This window comes from Azohydromonas australica DSM 1124 (genome assembly GCF_000430725.1).
GTDB lineage: Bacteria > Pseudomonadota > Gammaproteobacteria > Burkholderiales > Burkholderiaceae_C > Azohydromonas > Azohydromonas australica.
Window position 1 is genome coordinate 1 of sequence record NZ_AUMO01000113.1, and the last position, 18,582, is coordinate 18,582.

The window sequence follows — 18,582 nt, forward strand, 5'->3', positions numbered from 1 at the left end:
CCGCGCGCATGTGAGGCGAGCATCGGCTGCTCGGCCATCAACGCCAGGCGCTGCGCATTGATGGCCTGGGCATCCCAATCGGCCTCGCTCAGGAAAAATTGCAGTCGCTGCACTGCCGCTGCCTGGGCCTGCACCACCGGTTCGGCACCGGCCAGCGCTGTGAGTGTCTTGTTGCGGTCGTGCGGCAGCAGCAGCCCAGTGAGGTACGCCCGGAAGCTGCGTCGCTGGGCCAGCGTGTGGAACAGCTCATCGAACCTCTTGGCGTAGTCTTCAAGAGGTCCAGGCGCCGGTGGGCATGGGCGTGGAGCAGTCATGGCAATGACCTCCCAAACCGCTTACAGCAATCGACGTGCCTGCTTCAACAAAGTACCGTGAGGCACGCTTCGAGGGCCTGAGCTTGGGGAGAGCTGTTTCTCATGGCAATCATTCAAGGTACGTCCGGCGCCGACACGCTCGTGGGCGGTGTGGACAACGACTCCATCTACGGCCTCGACGGCAACGATCTGCTGATCGGCGGCGACGGCAACGACTGGTTCTTCGGCGGCACGGGCGCCGACACGATGGTCGGCGGTGCCGGTGACGACCTCTACGAGGTGGACAGCCTGGACGATGTCGTCGACGAGACCTCGCCGGGCTCCGGCGGCTACGACCAGGTGCGCGTGGCCTTCAGCTACACGCTGCAGGACGGGGTGGAAGAGCTCTATCTCAAGGGCACGGACAACCTCAACGGCACGGGCAACGCCCTGGACAACACGCTCTTCGGTACCGCCGGGAGCAACGTGCTCGAGGGCCTTGCAGGCAACGACACCCTGTTCGGCATGGACGGTGCCGACACCCTCAACGGCGGCGCGGGCGCCGACTGGCTCGATGGCGGGAACGGCAACGACGCGCTGCGTGGCGGTGCGGACAATGACCAGCTGTACGGCGGCGCAGGCAACGACTCGCTCCAGGGCGGCGACGGCGACGATTTCCTGAACGCTGGCCAGGACGACGACCAGCTGAAGGGCGATGCCGGCAACGACAAGCTGTATGCCGGCACGGGCAACGACACGCTCGACGGCGGCAGCGGCGCCGACACGATGGTTGGCGGTGCCGGCAACGACATCTACTGGGTGGACAACGTGGGTGACGTGGTCGATGAGACCTTCGCCGGCTCCGACGGCATCGACTGGGTGCAGTCCACCATCAGCTACACGCTGGGGGACTCGGTGGAGAACCTGATCCTCGCGGGCACGGCCGCCATCGACGGCACCGGCAACGCGCTGAACAACTCGATGACCGGCAACAACAGCGCCAACGTCATCAGCGGCGGCGCGGGCAACGACGGCATCAGCGGCCTCGGCGGCAATGACACGATCTACGGCGACGACGGCAACGACCTGATCACCGGCGATGCCGGCGACGACGTGCTCAATGGCGGTGCCGGTGCGGACCAGCTGATCGGCGGCACGGGCAACGACCAGCTGTTCGGCGGCCTCGACAACGACAGGCTCGAGGGCGGCGACGGCAACGACGCGCTCGACGGCGGCATCGGCATCGACACGATGGCCGGCGGCGCCGGCGACGACGTCTACACGGTGGACAACGCCGCTGACGTGGTCGACGAGGTCTCGGCCGGCTCCAGCGGCATCGACTCGGTGCTGTCCAGCGTCACGTACACGCTGGGCACCAACGTGGAACAGCTGCAGCTCCAGGGCACCGCTGCCATCAACGGCTGGGGCAACTCGCTGAACAACCTGATCATCGGCAACGCCGCGGCCAACACCCTCGACGGTTCCGTGGGCGACGACACGCTCATCGGTGGCGACGGCAACGACGTCCTCTACGGCGGCAATGGCAGCAACGGCAGCGACCTGCTCGATGGCGGCAACGGCAACGACACGCTCGATGGCGGCGCCGGCGCCGACACGATGGCCGGCGGTGCCGGTGACGACTGGTACACCGTGGACAACGTGGGTGACGTGGTCGACGAGACCGCCCCGGGCTCCAGCGGCTGGGACACCGTGCGCACGTACAGCATCAGCTACACGCTGACCGAAGGGGTGGAAAGCCTGCAGCTCATGGGCTCGGCCAACCTGAACGGCACGGGCAATGCGCTGAGCAATTCGCTGCAGGGCAACGCCGGCGCCAACGTCCTCGACGGCGGTGCGGGCAACGACGGCATCAACGGCTACGGCGGCAACGACACCCTCTACGGCGGCCAGGGCATCGACAACATCTACGGCGGCGACGGGGACGACATGCTGTTCGGCGGTGACGGTGACGACGTGCTGCGCGGCGACGCAGGCACCGACGTCCTGACCGGTGGCGCTGGCAACGACTTGTTCAGCTTCAGCTCGCTCGACCACCTCGGCCTGGGTGCCACGCGTGACGTCATCACCGACTTCACGCCAGGCCAGGACCGGATCAGCCTGAGCTTCATCGACGCGAACCCGCTCGTCGCCGGCGACCAGGCCTTCGTCCTCGTGAGCTCGGGCTTCGGTTCCGCGCCGGGCCAGATCAGCTACAGCGGCGGCATCCTGTCCTTCAACATGGACACCGATGCGGACGCCGAGTACGAGATCGAGCTGCTGGGCGGGCCGGCAACCCTGTCGGCCGCGGACTTCTACCTGTAAGCGGTCCATGCATGCCGGGCCGGGCGCCAAGCCCGGCCCGGCATCTTCAACGGCGTACTGAACGTGCACCGTATGCGGCTCGGTCAGCCGCCGGCGCACGCAGGGATCCTTGAGGTTGGCATGGGCTGACAGCAGCAGCTGGCCACCCTGGGTGTAAAGCGGTAAGGCAGCGTCGCGAACGATCGCCGCCCATTCCATTGAGGCGGCGCAGGTTGCTGGGGCTCGCCTGCGCCTGCGGGGCGGAGGCGATTCAGCGTGGCGTGCCGAGGTATTCGCGGACCATGGTCCGGGCCCGGTGCAGGCGGCTCTTGACGCAGGCGATGCTTTCGCCGGTGCGCGCGGCGATGTCCTGCAGCGACAGCTCCTCGAAATCGCGCAGCAGCACGATTTCCAGGTAATGCGCGGGCAGGGACTCCAGCGCGCGGCCGAGGTCCAGGCGCAGCCCCTCGTCGCAGCGCGTGGCGAGCTGGGCCATCAACGCCTCGCCTGACGGCTCGGTGCGCCAGACCAGGTGCGCCAGGCGCATGCACTCGCGCCGGACCATGGTCATGAGCCAGCCGGAGAGAGCCGCCGCGGCACGCAGCTGCGGCAGGCGCTGGGTGATGCGGATCAGGGACTCCTGCACCGCGTCGTCCACGTCGGAGGCCAGGCAGAAGCGGCGCGCGTAGCGCCGCAGGTCGGGCTGGCTGCGGCGCAGCAGCCCGTCCAGCGCCTGCGGGTCGCCCTGCATCGCCTGGGTGACGAGGGTGTCGCTGAAGGCCGCCATGCTCAGTGCCGGCGGCGGGTGAAGTCGATGGCGGCGCACATCGGGCACCAGCCGACCAGGCCCGTGAGCGCGAGCACGACGAGCACGCCGCCCAGCGGCAGCAGCAGCGCGGATCCCAGGACACCGGCCAGCAGCAGCACGGCGCCGGCCAGGGCCAGCAGCACGCGCACGAGCCGATGCGGCGTGGACATGTTTTTCAGGTAGAGCATGAATTCCTCCGGTTGCGAAGCCGGGAGTGGCTTCCGGAGGACAAGAGGCGAGAAGGTGGCGGGAGGATTCGCGGGGGAGCGAAAAAAAACTTGCCTCGGCCCCGCGAGTCACCCCGCCAACTGCTCCAGCTGCTCTCCCAGCTCCAGCCACCGCATTTCCAGCTCCTCGATCTCCTCCTCCAGCGCCTTGACCTGCCGCCCGGCATCCGCGCGCTGCTGGGGAGAGAGGTCCGCCGCGCCCAGCGAGGCGAGGGCGGCGTCGCGCTCCTCGGTGGCCTTGGCCAGCCGGGTCTCGACCTTCTTCAGCTCGTTCTTGATCGGCTTGGCCTGCTCGTTGAGCTTCTGCCGCTGCGCCGCCGCCGCCTTGCGCTCTTCCTTGCGGTTCACCGGCACCTCGCCGGCCGCCGCGGCTTCAGCAGCCGCCTGGGCCGTCGCGGCGTCCTTCAGCGCCCGTGCCGCTTCCTTGGCCTGCTCCAGCAGCCAGCGCTGGTAGTCGTCCAGGTCGCCGTCGAAGGGCTCCACGCCGCCGCGGCTCACCAGCCAGAACTCGTCGCACACCTCGCGCAGCAGCGCCCGGTCGTGGCTCACGAGCATGACGGTGCCTTCGAACTCGTTGAGCGCCATCGACAGCGCCTCGCGCGTGGTCAGGTCCAGGTGGTTCGTCGGTTCGTCCAGCAGCAGCAGGTTGGGCTTCTGCCACACCAGGCTCGCCAGGACCAATCTGGCCTTCTCGCCGCCGGAGAGCGTGCCCACCGGCTGCGCCGCCATCTCGCCGCCGAAGCGGAACTGGCCCAGGAAGTCGCGCAGCTCCTGCTCGCGCGCCTGCGGGCTCACTACCTTGGCCAGCCGCACCATGTGCGACAGCGGCGTGTCCTCCGCGTGCAGCAGATCCATCTCCTGCTGCGCGAAGTAGCCGATGGTCAGCCCCTTGCCCTCGGTCAGCGTGCCGGCTATGGGGCTCAGCTCGCGCGCCACGGTCTTCACCAGCGTGGACTTGCCTTGCCCGTTCGCGCCCAGGATGCCGATGCGCTGCCCCGCCAGCACCGTGCGGTTCACGTTGCGCACGATCGTTACCGAGCCGCCGCCGTCCTGCGCATAGCCGCACTCCAGCGCGCGCAGGCTCAGCATCGGGTTGGGCAGGTTCGCCGGCTCGCGGAACTCGAAGCTGAAATCACTCGCGGTGAGCACCGGCGCCAGCTTCTCCATGCGGTCCAGCGCCTTGACGCGGCTCTGCGCCTGCTTGGCCTTGGTTGCCTTGGCCTTGAAGCGGTCGATGAAACGCTGCAGCTGCGCGATCTTGTCCTGCTGCCGGTCGTAGGCCGAGGCCTGCTGGCTCAGCCGCTCGGCGCGCATCGACTCGAAGGCCGTGTAGTTGCCGCCGTAGCGGTCGAGCTTGGCGTTTTCCAGATGCAGCGTGACGTCGGTGATGGCGTCCAGGAACTCGCGGTCGTGGCTGATCACCAGCAGCGTGCCCTTGAAGCGCTGCAGCCAGCCTTCCAGCCACACCAGCGCGTCCAGGTCCAGGTGGTTCGTGGGCTCGTCCAGCAGCAGCAGTTCGGCCGGGCACATCAGCGCCCGCGCCAGCTGCAGCCGCATGCGCCAGCCGCCCGAGAAGCTGTTCACCGGGGCGTCGAGCTGCCGCAGGTTGAAGCCCAGGCCCAGCAGCAGGGCCTGCGCGCGCGAGCGCGCGTCGAAGGCGCCGGCTTCCTCCAGCTTCACGTGCGCCTCGGCGATCGCATGGCCGTCGTTGCCGGCTTCGGCGGCGGCGAGGGCGTCGCGCGCCTCCACCAGCGGCAGGTCGCCGTCCAGCACGAAGTCGGTGGCCGGCTGCTCGGTCTCGGGCATGGCCTGCGCCACCTCGCCCAGGCGCCAGGTCGGCGGTATCTCGAAGTCGCCGGCGTCGGCGTGCAGCCGGTTCGCCATCAGCGCGAACAGGCTCGATTTGCCGGCGCCGTTGCGGCCCACCAAGCCCACCTTCTCGCCCGGGTTGAGCGTGACGTTGGCGCCCTCCAGCACCACCTTGGCGCCGCGGCGCAGCGTGACGTTGCGCAGCGTGATCACGGCTGCACCTCCACCAGCGCGGTCAGCATCTCGCGCGTGAGCAGCAGCACCTGGTCGTCGCCCGCGCTCGTGGGCAACCAGGCCGGGCCCAGGTGCGGGAAGGCGTCCTCGAAGTGCTGGCGCTCGTGCCCGATCTCCAGCACCAGCACGCCCTGCGGCGTCAGGTGCGCCGGCACGTCGCGCAACAGCCGTCGGACGAAATCCATGCCGTCCGCGCCGCCGGCCAGCGCCAGCTCGGGCTCGGCCCGGAACTCCGGCGGCAGCGCTGCCATGGACTCCGAGTTGACGTAAGGCGGATTGCAGAGGATCAGGTCATAAGCGCCGTCGGCCGCCTGCAGCCCGTCGCCCTGGCGCAGCCGGATGCGGCCGGCCAGCTCGTGCTTCTCCACGTTGATGCGCGCCACTCCCAGCGCGTCGGCGCTGAGGTCGGCGGCATCGACCTCGACCTCGGGCCAGGCGAGGGCGGCCAGCACGGCCAGGCTGCCGTTGCCGGTGCACAGGTCCAGCACGCGGCGCGTGTGCTCGCTCAGCCACGCGTCCAGCGTGCCGTCGGCCAGCGGCTCGGCGATGAGCGAGCGCGGCACGATGCTGCGCTCGTCCACGTAGAAGGGCACGCCCTGCAGCCAGGCTTCCTGGGTGAGGTAGGCGGCGGGCTTGCGGGTGCTGATGCGCTGGTCCACCAGCGCGTCCACGGCGGCGACTTCCTCGGCCGTGAGCTCGCGCTCGGCCACGCCGTCCAGGTCGTCCAACGGCAGGCCCAGCTTCCACAGCACCAGCCAGGCGGCCTCGTCGAAGGCGTTGGTGGTGCCGTGGCCGAAGCTCAGGCCGGCGTCTTCCATGCTTTGAGCGCTGCGCTCCAGCAGGGCGATGAGTTTCATGGGGTCGATTCTTTCCCCCGTTCGCCCTGAGCTTGTCGATGGGCTCAGCCCGAACGGAAAACGGGTGTCAGGGGGTGGCCAGCAGCCGCTCCAGCGTGCGGCGGTAGATGTTCTTCAGCCCTTCGATGCTGGCCGTCTCCACGTGCTCGTCGATCTTGTGGATGGTGGCGTTCACCGGCCCGAACTCCACCACCTGCGGGCAGATGCGGGCGATGAAGCGGCCGTCGGAGGTGCCGCCGCTGGTGGACAGCTCGGTGGCGAGGCCGGTCTCGTCCTGGATCGCCCCCGCCAGCGCCGTGCACAGCGAGCCCTCGCGCGTGAGGAAGGGGTTGCCGCTCAGCGCCCAGGTGATCTCGTACTGCAGCCCGTGGCGCTCCAGCAGGCTGATGACGCGCTGCTTCAAGCCTTCGGCCGTGCTCTCGGTGCTGAAGCGGAAGTTGAAGTCCACGATGGCTTCGCCCGGGATCACGTTGCCCGCGCCGGTGCCCGCGTGCAGGTTGGAGATCTGGAAGCTGGTGGGCGGGAAGTGCTCGTTGCCGCGGTCCCACTCGATGGCGACCAGCTCCGCCAGCACCGGCGCCAGCTCGTGCAGCGGGTTGCGCGCGAGCTGCGGGTAGGCGATGTGGCCCTGCACGCCGATGACGCGCAGCCGCCCGGACAGCGAGCCGCGGCGGCCGTTCTTGATCATGTCGCCCAGCCGGCTCACCGAGGTGGGCTCGCCCACGATGCAGGCATCCAGCCGCTCGCCGCGCTCCTGCAGCAGTTCCACCAGGCGCACGGTGCCGTCGTGGCCCGGGCCTTCCTCGTCGCTGGTGAGCATGAAGGCGATGGCGCCGGCGTGCCCGGGCTGCGCCGCGACGAACTCTTCCACCGCCACCACCATGGCCGCCAGCGAGGTCTTCATGTCCGCCGCCCCGCGCCCATAGAGCTTGCCTTCGCGGTGCGTGGGCACGAAGGGGTCGGACTTCCACTGCGCGAGCGGCCCGGTCGGCACCACGTCGGTGTGGCCGGCAAAGGCGAAGGTGGGGCCGGGCTGGCTGCCGCGGCGGATCGCCCACAGGTTGGCGACGCGGAAATCCTCCGGGCCGTGCTGCAGCAGCTCGCACTCGAAGCCGAGCGGGCGCAGGCGCTGCGCGATCAGGTCCTGGCAGCCGGCGTCCTCCGGCGTGACGGAGCGGCGCGCGATCAGCGCCTCGGCGAGTTCTAGGGTGGTGGTCATGACGGGGCCGAGGGGCCGATGGGAAAGGAACGGCGGATGGTGGGACATCCGTTCGTCCTGAGGTATCGAAGGACGAACGGCCCTCGCCGTGATGCCGCCATTGCAGCCTGTCGGATCCGCCCTTCGATACCTCGGGGCGAACGGGTCATTTCACGACAAAGGCCCGAATGCAGAAAGTCATCGGGGGCTGTCGCAGCCCCCGTGCCTCATTAGGCGCGCAGCAGCTCGTTGATGCTGGTCTTGGCGCGGGTCTGCGCGTCCACCTTCTTCACGATCACAGCGCAGTACAGGCTGTACTTGCCGTCGGCGCTGGGCAGGTTGCCGCTGACCACCACCGAGCCCGCGGGAATGCGGCCGTAGCTCACTTCGCCCGTGGCGCGGTCGTAGATCTTGGTGCTCTGGCCGATGTACACGCCCATGCTGATCACGGAGTTCTCTTCCACGATCACGCCTTCCACCACCTCGGAGCGCGCGCCGATGAAGCAGTTGTCCTCGATGATGGTCGGGTTGGCCTGCAGCGGCTCCAGCACGCCGCCGATGCCGACGCCGCCGGAGAGGTGCACGTTCTTGCCGATCTGCGCGCAGGAACCGACAGTGGCCCAGGTGTCCACCATCGTGCCTTCGTCGACGTAGGCGCCGATGTTCACGTAGGAGGGCATCAGCACCGCGCCGCGGCCGATGAAGCTGCCGCGGCGGGCCACGGCCGGCGGCACCACGCGCACGCCGCTGGCGCGCATCTCTTCGTCCGGGGCGGTGGCGAACTTGGTGTCCACCTTGTCGTAGAAGCCCAGGTCGCCGGCGCGGATGATCTGGTTGTCCTTCAGGCGGAAGCTCAGCAGCACCGCCTTCTTGATCCACTGGTGCACCGTCCACTGGCCCACGCCCTCGCGGGTGGCCACGCGCAGGCGCCCGGCGTTGAGGTCGGCGATCACCGTCTCCACGGCTTCTTTCACCTCGGCGGGCGCGTTGGCGGGCGACAGGCTGGCGCGGTCTTCCCACGCGGCATCGATGACGGCTTGCAGTTGCTGGCTCATGGCAGTCCTTGAGAGGGAGGTATTACTTGGATTCGGGAGAGTACGTGGCGGTGAAGGCCACGATGCGGCGCGCGGCTTCGAGGCATTCCTCGACGCCCGCCACCAGGGCCATGCGGATGCGGCCGCGCCCAGGATTGACGCCGTGCGCATCGCGGGCGAGCAGGCTGCCCGGCAGCACCGCGACATTGTATTGAGCGAGCAACTCCAGGCTGAAGCGGATGTCGTCCCCGCCCGGCACGCCGGCCCACAGGTAGAAGCTCGCGTCCGGCAGCTTCACGTCCAGCACCTCGGCCAGCATAGGCGTCACTTGCTCGAACTTCTGCCGGTACAGCGCGCGGTTTTCGATCACGTGCTCCTCGTCGTTCCAGGCCGCGATGCTCGCCGCCTGCACCACGCCGCTCATGGCGCTGCCGTGGTACGTGCGGTAGAGCAGGAAGTCCTTGAGGATGGCCGCGTCACCCGCCACGAAGCCCGAGCGCATGCCCGGCACGTTGGAGCGCTTGGACAGGCTGGTCAGCACGATCAGCCGCTTGAAGTCGTCGCGGCCGAGTGCCTTCGCTGCCTGCAGCGCGCCCAGCGGCGCTTCGTCGCGGAAGTAGATCTCCGAGTAGCACTCGTCGCTGGCGATGACGAAGCCGTGCCGGTCGCTGAGCTCGAAGAGCATCTTCCACTCTTCCAGCGGCGCCACCGCGCCGGTCGGGTTGCCGGGCGAGCACACGTACAGCAGTTGCGTGCGCGACCAGGTGCCCTCGTCGATGGCGCTCCAGTCGGGCGCGAAGTTGCGCGCCGGGTCGCTGTTGGCGAACACCACGTCGGCGCCGGCCAGCAGGGCCGCGCCCTCGTAGATTTGGTAGAACGGGTTCGGGCAGACCACCGTGGCGCCCGCGCGCGTCGGGTCGATCACGGTCTGCGCCAGCGCGAACAGCGCCTCGCGCGAGCCGTTGACCGGCAGCACCTGCGTGGCGGGGTTGAGCGCCACCCCGTAGCGCCGCTGCATCCAGCCCGCGCAAGCCTCGCGCAGCTTGGGGCTGCCGGCGGTGGGCGGGTAGCCGGAGAGCTCCTGCAGGTTGCCGCACAGCGCCTGCTCCACCAGCGCCGGCGTGGCGTGCTTGGGCTCGCCGATGCCCAGGCTGATGGGGCGCAGCGCGGGGTTCGGGACGATGTCCTTGATGAGCGCGCGCAGCCGCTCGAAGGGGTACGGATTAAGGCGTTGGAGCAGCGGGTTCATTTTGTTTTCACTCCCGTTCGCCCTGAGCTTGTCGAAGGGCCTGGTGGCGGGTGGTGCGGCAGGGCTTCGACAGGCTCAGCCCGAACGGAATTTCTCAGGAGCTGCAGGAATGGCGTGTCAAAGCTTCCCGACGCAATTGGGCGCGCCGCACTGGCAGCGCAGCTTGCCCTCGTGGTGCGTCTCGCCGTAGTTCACGGTGATCTCTTCGCCGGGCTGAATGGCGCGCAGCGCGTAGAACTCGACCCGGCCCTGGCGGATGCACAGCCGCGCGTTGGGCGCGCAGGAGTGGTTGGTGAAGCGCATCGGGTCGGTGGAGCGGTGGAAGTCGATCGCCTTCTTCTCCGACACCTCCACGATCATCACGCGCTCGTAGCGCGTGGCGCGGATGCGCGCGGCCTCGACGCTGATCGACTCGCCGCGGATCTCGCCGATCTTCACCCGCGGCGGGATCGGCTCCTTGGCGAACACGCCGTGGCCGTCGATGAGGCTGCGCTGCACCAGCACGTCGAACTTCTGCCATGGGGGCCGCACGACGGGCGGCGCCGCGGGCTCAGCGCCTGAGCCCGTGGACGGGTCCTCGTGCGGCGCGCCCATCACAGCAGCCCGCGCTCTTCGGCGTGCGAGGGCAGGTCCACGCGCGGCTGCGGCTTCCAGCCGCGCTTGCGGTGCTCGACCACCACGTTGGTGTAGATGCCGCCGCGCACGTACCACTTGGCGGTAATGCGCACGAAGCGCGGCTTCGTGGCCTTCACGATGTCGTCGAGGATGGTGTTGGTCACCTTCTCGTGGAACGCGCCTTCGTTGCGGTAGCTCCAGAAGTACATCTTCAGGCTCTTCAGCTCCACGCAAAGCTCGTCGGCGATCATGTCGATCGTGAAGTGCGCGAAGTCGGGCTGGCCGGTGAGCGGGCAGTGGCAGGTGAACTCGGGCACCTGGAACTGGATCACGTAGTCGCGCTCGGGCGCCGGGTTCGGGAACACGTGCAGCTCCTTGCTCGGGGCGCTGGGCGGGTTCGGCGGCATCTGGCGCTGGCGGCTGGCGGGCAGCTTCTCGGCAACGGAGCGCTTGCTTGCAGCGCCGGCGCTGCTCTTCTTGGCTGCGGCTTTCTTGGCGGCGGGAGCCGCGGTCTTGCTGGGCATGGGAACTTTTGGAAAGGATTCGTAGCCGCCCGGGCGGCGAGGGGCGCGATGGTATCATCCGGCCCGCTTTCGCCTGGCGCGCCCGCGCTAATTTCCCTTAGGAATCAACTACTTGGCCTGCGGCAGGATCACTTCCGCCCAGGACCATGGCGCTGCATGCGGCTCAACCAGATCAAGCTCTCCGGTTTCAAATCTTTCGCTGAACCGACCACCTTCCAGCTGCCCGGGCAGCTCGTGGGCGTGGTGGGTCCCAACGGCTGCGGCAAGTCCAACATCATGGATGCGGTGCGCTGGGTGCTGGGCGAGTCCAAGGCCAGCGAACTGCGTGGCGAGTCCATGCAGGACGTGATCTTCAACGGCTCGGGCAACCGCAAGCCCGCCAGCCGCTCCAGCGTAGAGCTGGTGTTCGACAACAGCAGTGCCCGCGCCGGCGGCCCCTGGAGCCGCTACAGCGAGATCGCCGTGAAGCGCGTGCTCACCCGCGACGGCACCAGCAGCTACTACATCAACAACCAGCCCGTGCGCCGGCGCGACGTGCAGGACGTGTTCCTCGGCACCGGCCTGGGCCCGCGCGCCTACGCCATCATCGGCCAGGGCACCATCAGCCGCATCATCGAGAGCAAGCCCGAGGAGCTGCGGCTGTTCCTGGAAGAAGCGGCGGGCGTGTCCAAGTACAAGGAGCGCCGCCGCGAGACCGAGCTGCGGCTGCGCGACACGCGCGAGAACCTGCTGCGCGTCGAGGACATCCTGCGCGAGCTCGACAGCAACCTCGTCAAGCTGGAGAAGCAGGCGGAAGTTGCGCAGCGCTACAAGCTGCTGCAGGAGCAGGGCACGCTGAAGCTCCATCAACTCTGGTTCCTCAAGCACCGCGACGCCAGCACCGAGGAGGCGCGCGTGAAGGCCGCCATCGCCGAGGCGCAGGGCGTGCTGGCGCAGCGCATGGAGGAGCTGGCCCAGGTCGAGGCCGAGCTCGAAGAGGTCAAGGGCGCGCACTTCGCCGCCAGCGACGCGCTGCACGTGGAGCAGGGCAAGCTGTCGGACGCGGCGCTGGAAGTCAGCCGGCTGGAGGAGCGCATCCGCTACGTGGCCGAGGGCCGCGACCGCGCCCAGCAGCGCTTGGCCGAGCTGCGCGCGCAGGACGCGCAGTGGGCGCAGCGCCGCGAGCAGGCCGCCGAAGAGCTGGAGCTCATCGCCGAGAAGATCGCCGCCGCCGAGGAGCAGGCCGAGCTGCTGGCCGCGCAGTCCGAGGAACAGGCCGAGCGCCTGCCCGAGGCCGAGGAGGCACAGCGCCAGGCCGCCGGCCGCGTGGCCGCGCAGCACCAGCGCGTGGCCCAGGTACAGCAGCAGCTGCAACTGCTGGCCGCCGACGGGCGCCACCTGCAGGAGCAGCAGCGCCAGCTCAACACCCGCCGCGAACGCCTGCACGGCGAAGGCAAGGCGCTGCAGGCGCCCGACCCCGACCACCTGGCCGAGCTGCAGCAGCAGAGCGAGGACGCCGCCGCCGCGCAGGCGCAGGCCGAGGAGCAGCTGCACGCGCTGAGCGAGGATCTGCCGCAGCTCGATGCCGCGCGGCGTCAGGCGCAGGAGGCGCTCAACGCCGAGACCGCGCGCCAGGCCCAGGTCACGGCCCGGCTGCAGGCGCTGCGCGCGCTGCAGGAGAAGGTGCAGACCGAAGGCAAGCTGAAACCCTGGCTGGCCAAGCACGGGCTGGAAGGCTTGCAAGGCCTGTGGAAGCAGCTCCACATCGAGCCGGGCTGGGAGACGGCGCTGGAGTCCGCGCTGCGCGAGCGCCTGTCCGCACTGCCTGTGGGCCGGCTCGATACCGTGCGCGCCTTCGAGCGCGACGCGCCGCCGGCCAAGCTGGCCTTCTATCACGCGCCCGATGCCGAGATTCCCGTCACGCACCGCACGCTGCCGCGCCTGGCGGACCTGCTGCGCCTGGGCGACCGCAAGCTGCAGGCGCTGCTGGACGACTGGCTGGAGGGCATCTACACCGCCGCCAGCCTGGAAGAGGCGCTGAAGAGCCGCGAGGCGCTGACGCACGGCGAGTGGATCGTCACGCGCGAGGGCCACGCGGTGTCGCAGTTCGCGGTGAGCTTCTACGCGCCGGACAGCGAGCAGGCCGGGCTGCTGCAGCGGGCGCAGGAGATCGAGCAGCTGCAGGAGAAGCAGGCCGAGGCCGCGCGCGTGGTCGAGGAAGCACAGCACGCGCTGCGCCGCGCCGAGAGCGTCTACGGCGAGGCCGCCGCGCAGCTCGGCACGCTGCGCCGCACCGCGGCCGAGGCGCAGACGCAGGCGCACAAGCTGCACGTCGAGTGGTTCAAGCTGCACCAGCAGGCGCAGGCCGCTGCCGGGCGCCGCGCGCAGCTGCAGGACGAGCTGCAGGAGATCGACGCCCAGCTCGAAGCCCTGGCCGCGCGCCAGGCCGAGGACGAGGCCAAGTTCGAGGAGCTGGACCTGCAGCTCGCGCAGCTGCAGGAAGACGAGGCCGTGGCGCAGGAGTCCGCCGCCGAGGCCGAGCGCCGCGTGGCGCAGGCGCGCGAGCAGTTGCGCGCGCTGGAGCGCCGGGCGCAGGAAGCGCAGTTCGAGACCCGCTCGCTCGGCGCACGCCGCGGCGAGCTGCAGCGCGCGCTGGAGACGGCCGCGCGCCAGCTGCAGGACAACGCGCAGGCGGCCTCGCAGGTGGCCATCGAGCTGGCGGCCTTCGACGACGCCGCGGCCCAGGAAGGCCTGACCCAGGCGCTGGCCCTGCGCCGCGAGCGCGAGGCCGCGCTGGCCGCGCAGCGCCGCAACTACGACGAGCTGAGCCTGCGCATGCGGCAGGTTGACGAGCGGCGGCTGATGGTGGAGCGCAGCCTGCAGCCGCTGCGCGAGCAGATCACGCGGCTGCAGCTGGAGCAGCAGGCCGCCACGCTGGGCGGCGCGCAGTACCTGGAGCAGCTCACCAACGCGCATGCGGACATGGCCGCCATCGAGCGCAGCATCGAGGCCGGGCAGGTGAAGCTGTGGGGGCTGCAGGGCGAGATCGACCGCATTCAGCGCGAGATCACCAGCCTGGGCGCGGTGAACCTGGCGGCGCTGGAGGAGCTGGGCGAGGCGCGCGAGCGCAAGGGCTTCCTGGACAAGCAGAACGCCGACCTGCTCGACGCCATCAACACGCTGGAAGACGCGATCCGCCGCATCGACCTGGAGACGCGCGAGCTGCTGTCCAGCACCTTCGACCGCGTCAACGACGGCTTCGGCACCATGTTCCCCAGCCTGTTCGGCGGCGGGCAGGCGCGGCTGGTGATGACCGGCTCCGAAATCCTCGACGCCGGCGTGCAGGTGATGGCGCAGCCGCCGGGCAAGAAGAACAGCACCATCCACCTGCTCTCCGGCGGGGAGAAGGCGCTCACCGCGATCGCGCTGGTGTTCGCCATCTTCCAGCTCAACCCGGCGCCGTTCTGCCTGCTGGACGAGGTGGACGCGCCGCTGGACGACGCCAACACCGAACGTTACGCGCGGCTGGTGACGAAGATGAGCCAGGCCACGCAGTTCCTGTTCATCAGCCACAACAAGATCGCGATGGAGATGGCGCAGCAGCTCGTGGGCGTGACCATGCAGGAGCAGGGCGTCTCGCGCATCGTCGCCGTCGACATGGAAGCTGCGCTCGGCATGGCCGAAACTGCTTGAAGAAGAACTCTCAAGGACCCCTCTGATGCCCTCGATGAGCTTGACCCTCGCCCTGTCCATCCTCGCCGCGCTCGTGCTGCTGGCGCTGGTGGTGCAAAGCCTGTGGAACGCGCGCAAGTCCTCGCCGCGCCGTGCCGAGCCCGCGGCCCAGGCCGCCGCGGCGCCGCGGGTGGAGCCGCCCTTGGGCGGCGACATGACGCAGATGGCGTCGTCCGCGCCGAACGCGCCGCCGTCGGCGGAGCTGGTCGATGCGCGCCACGGCGGTGACGCCGCGGTGGCGGCGGCCTCGGCGGCGGTGGGCTTGGCGGGCGAGGCGGTGGCGCCGGGCGTGGAGCCCGTCCTGGGCCCGGCCGTGGCGGAGACTGCGCCGGTGGCGGTGCAGACCGTGGCGGCGCCCGTGGCCGCGCCGGCACCGCGCACGGGGCCGCGCATCGACGCACTCATCGACGTCATCGCCACGCTGAAGCTGGACGCGCGCGTGAGCGGCGAGCTGGTGCAGGCGCACCTTCCCACCACGCGCCGCGCGGGCACCAAGCCCTTCCTGATCGAGGGCCTGAACGCCGCCACCGCGGAGTGGGAGCCGATCCAGCCGGGGCAGCAGTACCGCGAGCTGCAGGTGGGCGTGCAGCTGGCCAACCGCCACGGCGCGCTCAACGAGATCGAGTATTCGGAGTTCGTGCAGAAGCTGCAGCCCTTTGCCGACAGCGTGGGCGCGGCGGTCGAGATCCCGGACATGCTGGAGGCGGTGGGGCGCGCCAAGGAGCTGGACCACTTCGCCAACCAGCACGACGCGCTGCTGTCGGTGCAGCTGGTGGCGCGGGGCCAGCCGTGGTCGGTGGCCTACCTGCAGCAGGCCACGCTCAAGCACGGCTTCCTGCCGGGTTCGGTGCCGGGCCGGCTGGTGCTGCCGGGCGCCGGGGAAGGCGCGCCGCCGGTGCTGGTGCTGTCCTTCGACGCCAAGGCCGCGCTGGCCGAGGACCCGAACGGCGCGGGCGCCGTGGTGCGCGTGGCGCAGCTGAGCCTGGACGTGCCGCAGACGCCGGAGACGGACGGCCCCTTCGAGACCTGGCTCAAGGCCATGTCCACGCTGTCCACCGAGCTGGACGCCACGCTGGTGGACGAGGCGAACCACCCGGTGGTGCCGGAGGCCTTCGCGCCGATCAAGTCGGAGCTGGAAGGGCTCTACCGCCAGCTGGAAGCGCGCGACCTGGGCGCGGGGTCGGCGGCGGCACGGCGGTTGTTCAGCTGACCGGTCGCGTCCGGAAAGTCCGCAAGCAAAAGCGGCTTCCCTGCGAGGGGAAGCCGCTTTGTCTTTGGGGCGGCCCGTTGAGGGCCGCCCTCGTCACGCCGCGATCAGCGGATGAACTTGTCGCCCTGGCGCAGCAGCTTGGTGCCGGCGCTGGCGCTGGCGATGCCGGCGGATTCGGCGCGGCCCGCGCCCGGAGGCGTTTCGGCCTTGGCGAACTGCAGCGTCACCGCGGCCACCGAGTGCAGGTTCACGTTGAAGGCGAAGCGGTTGACGTTGGTGTAGGTGTCGCAGGCCTGGTGGTAGCACGGGTCGAAGGCCACGCCGGCCGAGCCGCCCCACAGGGCCGCCTCTTCCGGCGTCTTGATGTCCTCGGCGCCCGTGAACAGGCCGCCGGCGGGGATGCCCGCGGCGATGAACGGGCCGTAGTCCGAACGCCCGTCGAAGTCTGTGCCCCTGAAGGCCAGGCCGCGGCGCTCGTAGAAGCCCTCGAAGGCCTTCTCGATCTCGGCGGAGCCTTCAGGCCCCGGGCCGGCGCCGGTGTTGTCCGAGTTGTCGCCGTCGTAGATGAAGAAGCCGTAGTTCGGCGAGGCGATCATGTCGAAGTTCAGGTACAGCGCGATGCGCCGCTGCTGCCACGGCTTGAGCGTGCCGACGTAGTAGGTGGAGCCCACCAGCCCCGATTCCTCGCCGCCCCACAGCGCGAAGCGGATGCGGTTGCGCGGCTGCACCTTGGAGAGCTGCTTGGCGGTTTCGAGGATCGCCGCCGCGCCCGAGCCGTTGTCGTTGATGCCGGGGCCCTCGCGCACCGAGTCCAGGTGCGCGCCCACCATCACCACCTGGTCCGGATCGCCGCGCTGCGACTCGGCGATCACGTTGCTGGTGGCGACCGTCTCCATGCGCGTGTCGGTCTTGATGCGCATGCTCAGGCCGTTGACGGCCCGCAGCGTGTTGCCCTCGGCCAGCGTCACGGAGGTCACGGGCAGCTTGCCGTTGAAGTCCGCGCCCAGCGTGCCGTTGACCTCGCCCTCGATGTTGTTGGCGATGATCACGCCCACCGCGCCGGCCGCCTGCGCATTGAGCGCCTTCTCGGCGAAGGTGCATTCGCCGCGGCCGACCAGGGCGATGTGCCCCTTCGGGAAGCCGGCGAAGTCGCTGGCCTCGCAGCCGGGCGTGGCGTCGCCGGGCTGGAAGGTCACCGGCGTCACCGGCGCCGTCACGTCGCCGCTGGGCGAGTAGGACAGGATGGCGTTGTCCACGTCGCGCTGCGTGGGGGCCGTGACCTGCAGCGCCGTGGGCGAAAGCTCCTCGAAGGTGCGGAACCTGAAGTACTGGCGCCGCACGTCGTAGCCGGCGTCGCGGAACACCTTCATGGCGTAGCGGGCCGAGGCGTTGAAGCCTTCCGTGCCCGAGGCGCGCGTGCCGCCGTTGGCATCGGCGATTTCCTGCAGCATCGCCTGGTGCTTGCGCACCTCGCTGAAGGTCACGCACTCCATCAGCTTCGGGATGGTGTCGTTGACGCGGCCGGGGCGCGTGCACTGTGCCGGCAACGCCTCGGGCGCCGCGTCGGCCACCGCGGCCGCCTGCTCGGTGGCGGCCAGGGCCGCCGTGCTCTCCAGCGCGCCGCCGCCGTCACCGCCGCCGCAACCGGCCAGCATCCCCGCCGCCAGCGCGACACCCCACCACGTGGGGAATCGGGTCGAGACAGTGCCTTGCGCGTGATCCATGGACTTCATGCCGCAACTCCTACTTTGTGCTGCCGGCCCGGCGGGCTGGCGCGTTGCTGAGGCCGGCCAGGCTGGCCGGGGGCGGGGAAGCGGCGGCAATTCGCAATCCTTTCACCGTGGGTCGCCCCCGGAACGCAGGGGCGCCTTGCCTACACTGGCCCCATGTCCATGACCGCTTCCGATTCCGCCGCCGGCGGCGCAGCCGCGCCGGCCGGGGCCACCGCCCGCGCGGCCGAGCTGCGCCGGGTGCTGCATCACCACGCCCACCAGTACTACGTGCTGGACGCGCCTGAAGTTCCCGACGCCGAGTACGACAAGCTCTTCCAGGAGCTGCAGTCGCTCGAAGAGCAATACCCCGGGCTGCGCACGCCCGATTCGCCCACCCAGCGCGTGCTGGGCCAGGTGCTGCCGGGCTTCGAGCCGGTGCGCCACAAGGTGGCGATGCTGAGCATCCGCACCGAGACCGACACCACCGCCGAGGGCGCGCGTGCCTTCGACGCCCGCGTGCGCCGCGAGCTGGCGCTCGCCGAGGCCGATGCGGCCATCGAGTACGTCGCGGAGCTGAAATTCGACGGCCTGGCGATCAACCTGCGCTACGAGCACGGCGTGCTGGTGTGCGCCGCCACGCGCGGCGACGGCGAGACCGGCGAGGACGTGACGCAGAACATCCGCACCATCGGCCAGATCCCGCTGCGGCTGAACGGCGACGCGCCGCCGGTGCTGGAGGTGCGCGGCGAGGTCTACATGCGCCGCGACGCCTTCAACCGGCTCAACGAGCGCCAGCGCGA

15 protein-coding genes are annotated in these 18,582 nt (G+C 70.0%); 4 read left to right on the forward strand and 11 right to left on the reverse strand.

Translation table 11 applies throughout. The features are described from left to right. The coding region (locus H537_RS43725; RefSeq protein WP_043459061.1) for a transposase at window positions 1-314 on the reverse strand (314 nt) is incomplete at its 3' end. Window positions 315-416: 102 nt separating this feature from the next. Here H537_RS43725 and H537_RS43730 point away from each other — a divergent pair. Then, window positions 417-2,615, forward strand: coding sequence for a calcium-binding protein (locus H537_RS43730; protein ID WP_051242835.1), 2,199 nt, complete (start codon window positions 417-419; stop codon window positions 2,613-2,615). A gap of 250 nt (window positions 2,616-2,865) precedes the next feature. On the opposite strand, the gene H537_RS0116995 is transcribed toward H537_RS43730, so the two are convergent. From H537_RS0116995 to queF, 9 genes are all read right to left on the reverse strand, one after another. Then, on the reverse strand, window positions 2,866-3,381 hold the full coding sequence (locus H537_RS0116995) for an RNA polymerase sigma factor (protein ID WP_043459063.1): 516 nt from the start codon (window positions 3,379-3,381) through the stop codon (window positions 2,866-2,868). Window positions 3,382-3,383: 2 nt separating this feature from the next. After that, a complete protein-coding gene (locus tag H537_RS0117000) occupies window positions 3,384-3,590 on the reverse strand; it encodes a YgaP-like transmembrane domain (RefSeq protein WP_028998826.1) in 207 nt (68 codons plus the stop codon). 108 nt (window positions 3,591-3,698) lie between these two features. Further along, the gene (locus H537_RS0117005; protein WP_028998827.1) at window positions 3,699-5,651 is read right to left on the reverse strand and encodes an ABC-F family ATP-binding cassette domain-containing protein; all 1,953 of its coding nucleotides are present in this window, start codon (window positions 5,649-5,651) and stop codon (window positions 3,699-3,701) included. Further along, entirely contained in the window at window positions 5,648-6,529 is an 882-nt protein-coding gene (gene prmB / locus H537_RS0117010) for a 50S ribosomal protein L3 N(5)-glutamine methyltransferase (protein ID WP_028998828.1), read from the reverse strand. Before prmB ends, H537_RS0117005 begins: the two co-directional genes overlap by 4 nt. Before the next feature lie 67 nt (window positions 6,530-6,596). Next, window positions 6,597-7,748: a succinyl-diaminopimelate desuccinylase gene (gene dapE / locus H537_RS0117015; RefSeq protein WP_028998829.1), complete on the reverse strand. Its 1,152-nt coding sequence runs from the start codon at window positions 7,746-7,748 to the stop codon at window positions 6,597-6,599. A gap of 209 nt (window positions 7,749-7,957) precedes the next feature. Beyond that, a complete protein-coding gene (gene dapD, locus H537_RS0117020) occupies window positions 7,958-8,782 on the reverse strand; it encodes a 2,3,4,5-tetrahydropyridine-2,6-dicarboxylate N-succinyltransferase (RefSeq protein ID WP_028998830.1) in 825 nt (274 codons plus the stop codon). 22 nt (window positions 8,783-8,804) lie between these two features. Next, window positions 8,805-10,010, reverse strand: coding sequence for a succinyldiaminopimelate transaminase (gene dapC, locus H537_RS0117025; protein ID WP_028998831.1), 1,206 nt, complete (start codon window positions 10,008-10,010; stop codon window positions 8,805-8,807). 117 nt (window positions 10,011-10,127) lie between these two features. Continuing rightward, window positions 10,128-10,604 (reverse strand): SET domain-containing protein, encoded by a 477-nt coding sequence (locus H537_RS0117030; protein ID WP_051242837.1) that lies wholly within the window; start codon window positions 10,602-10,604, stop codon window positions 10,128-10,130. Then, window positions 10,604-11,032 carry a preQ(1) synthase gene (gene queF / locus H537_RS0117035; protein ID WP_043459066.1) on the reverse strand — a complete coding sequence of 143 codons (429 nt, stop codon included), beginning with the start codon at window positions 11,030-11,032 and terminating at the stop codon, window positions 10,604-10,606. Before queF ends, H537_RS0117030 begins: the two co-directional genes overlap by 1 nt. 273 nt (window positions 11,033-11,305) lie before the next feature. On the opposite strand from queF, the gene smc reads away from it, so the two are divergent. Both smc and H537_RS0117045 read left to right on the forward strand, forming a co-directional pair. Next, window positions 11,306-14,821 (forward strand): chromosome segregation protein SMC, encoded by a 3,516-nt coding sequence (gene smc, locus H537_RS0117040; protein WP_028998834.1) that lies wholly within the window; start codon window positions 11,306-11,308, stop codon window positions 14,819-14,821. 34 nt (window positions 14,822-14,855) lie between these two features. Continuing rightward, complete coding sequence (locus H537_RS0117045) at window positions 14,856-16,070, forward strand: hypothetical protein (protein ID WP_028998835.1); 1,215 nt, start codon at window positions 14,856-14,858, stop codon at window positions 16,068-16,070. Window positions 16,071-16,174: 104 nt separating this feature from the next. On the opposite strand, the gene H537_RS43735 is transcribed toward H537_RS0117045, so the two are convergent. After that, window positions 16,175-17,803 (reverse strand): M28 family metallopeptidase, encoded by a 1,629-nt coding sequence (locus tag H537_RS43735; RefSeq protein WP_084150751.1) that lies wholly within the window; start codon window positions 17,801-17,803, stop codon window positions 16,175-16,177. Between the two features lie 159 nt (window positions 17,804-17,962). Between H537_RS43735 and H537_RS0117055 the strand changes: the two genes are divergently transcribed. Next, window positions 17,963-18,582: DNA ligase LigA-related protein (locus H537_RS0117055; protein ID WP_441293976.1), on the forward strand; the 620-nt coding region annotated here is incomplete at its 3' end.

Excerpts from the sequence above, each read along its gene's own strand:
- queF (WP_043459066.1), bottom strand. The coding sequence starts at position 11,032 with ATGCCGCCGAACCCGCCCAGCGCCCCGAGCAAGGAGCTGCACGTGTTC.
- prmB (WP_028998828.1), bottom strand. The coding sequence starts at position 6,529 with ATGAAACTCATCGCCCTGCTGGAGCGCAGCGCTCAAAGCATGGAAGAC.
- H537_RS43730 (WP_051242835.1), top strand. The coding sequence starts at position 417 with ATGGCAATCATTCAAGGTACGTCCGGCGCCGACACGCTCGTGGGCGGT.
- H537_RS0116995 (WP_043459063.1), bottom strand. The coding sequence starts at position 3,381 with ATGGCGGCCTTCAGCGACACCCTCGTCACCCAGGCGATGCAGGGCGAC.
- dapC (WP_028998831.1), bottom strand. The coding sequence starts at position 10,010 with ATGAACCCGCTGCTCCAACGCCTTAATCCGTACCCCTTCGAGCGGCTG.
- H537_RS43735 (WP_084150751.1), bottom strand. The coding sequence starts at position 17,803 with ATGAAGTCCATGGATCACGCGCAAGGCACTGTCTCGACCCGATTCCCC.
- H537_RS0117030 (WP_051242837.1), bottom strand. The coding sequence starts at position 10,604 with ATGGGCGCGCCGCACGAGGACCCGTCCACGGGCTCAGGCGCTGAGCCC.
- dapE (WP_028998829.1), bottom strand. The coding sequence starts at position 7,748 with ATGACCACCACCCTAGAACTCGCCGAGGCGCTGATCGCGCGCCGCTCC.
- dapD (WP_028998830.1), bottom strand. The coding sequence starts at position 8,782 with ATGAGCCAGCAACTGCAAGCCGTCATCGATGCCGCGTGGGAAGACCGC.
- H537_RS0117000 (WP_028998826.1), bottom strand. The coding sequence starts at position 3,590 with ATGCTCTACCTGAAAAACATGTCCACGCCGCATCGGCTCGTGCGCGTG.
- H537_RS0117045 (WP_028998835.1), top strand. The coding sequence starts at position 14,856 with ATGAGCTTGACCCTCGCCCTGTCCATCCTCGCCGCGCTCGTGCTGCTG.
- smc (WP_028998834.1), top strand. The coding sequence starts at position 11,306 with ATGCGGCTCAACCAGATCAAGCTCTCCGGTTTCAAATCTTTCGCTGAA.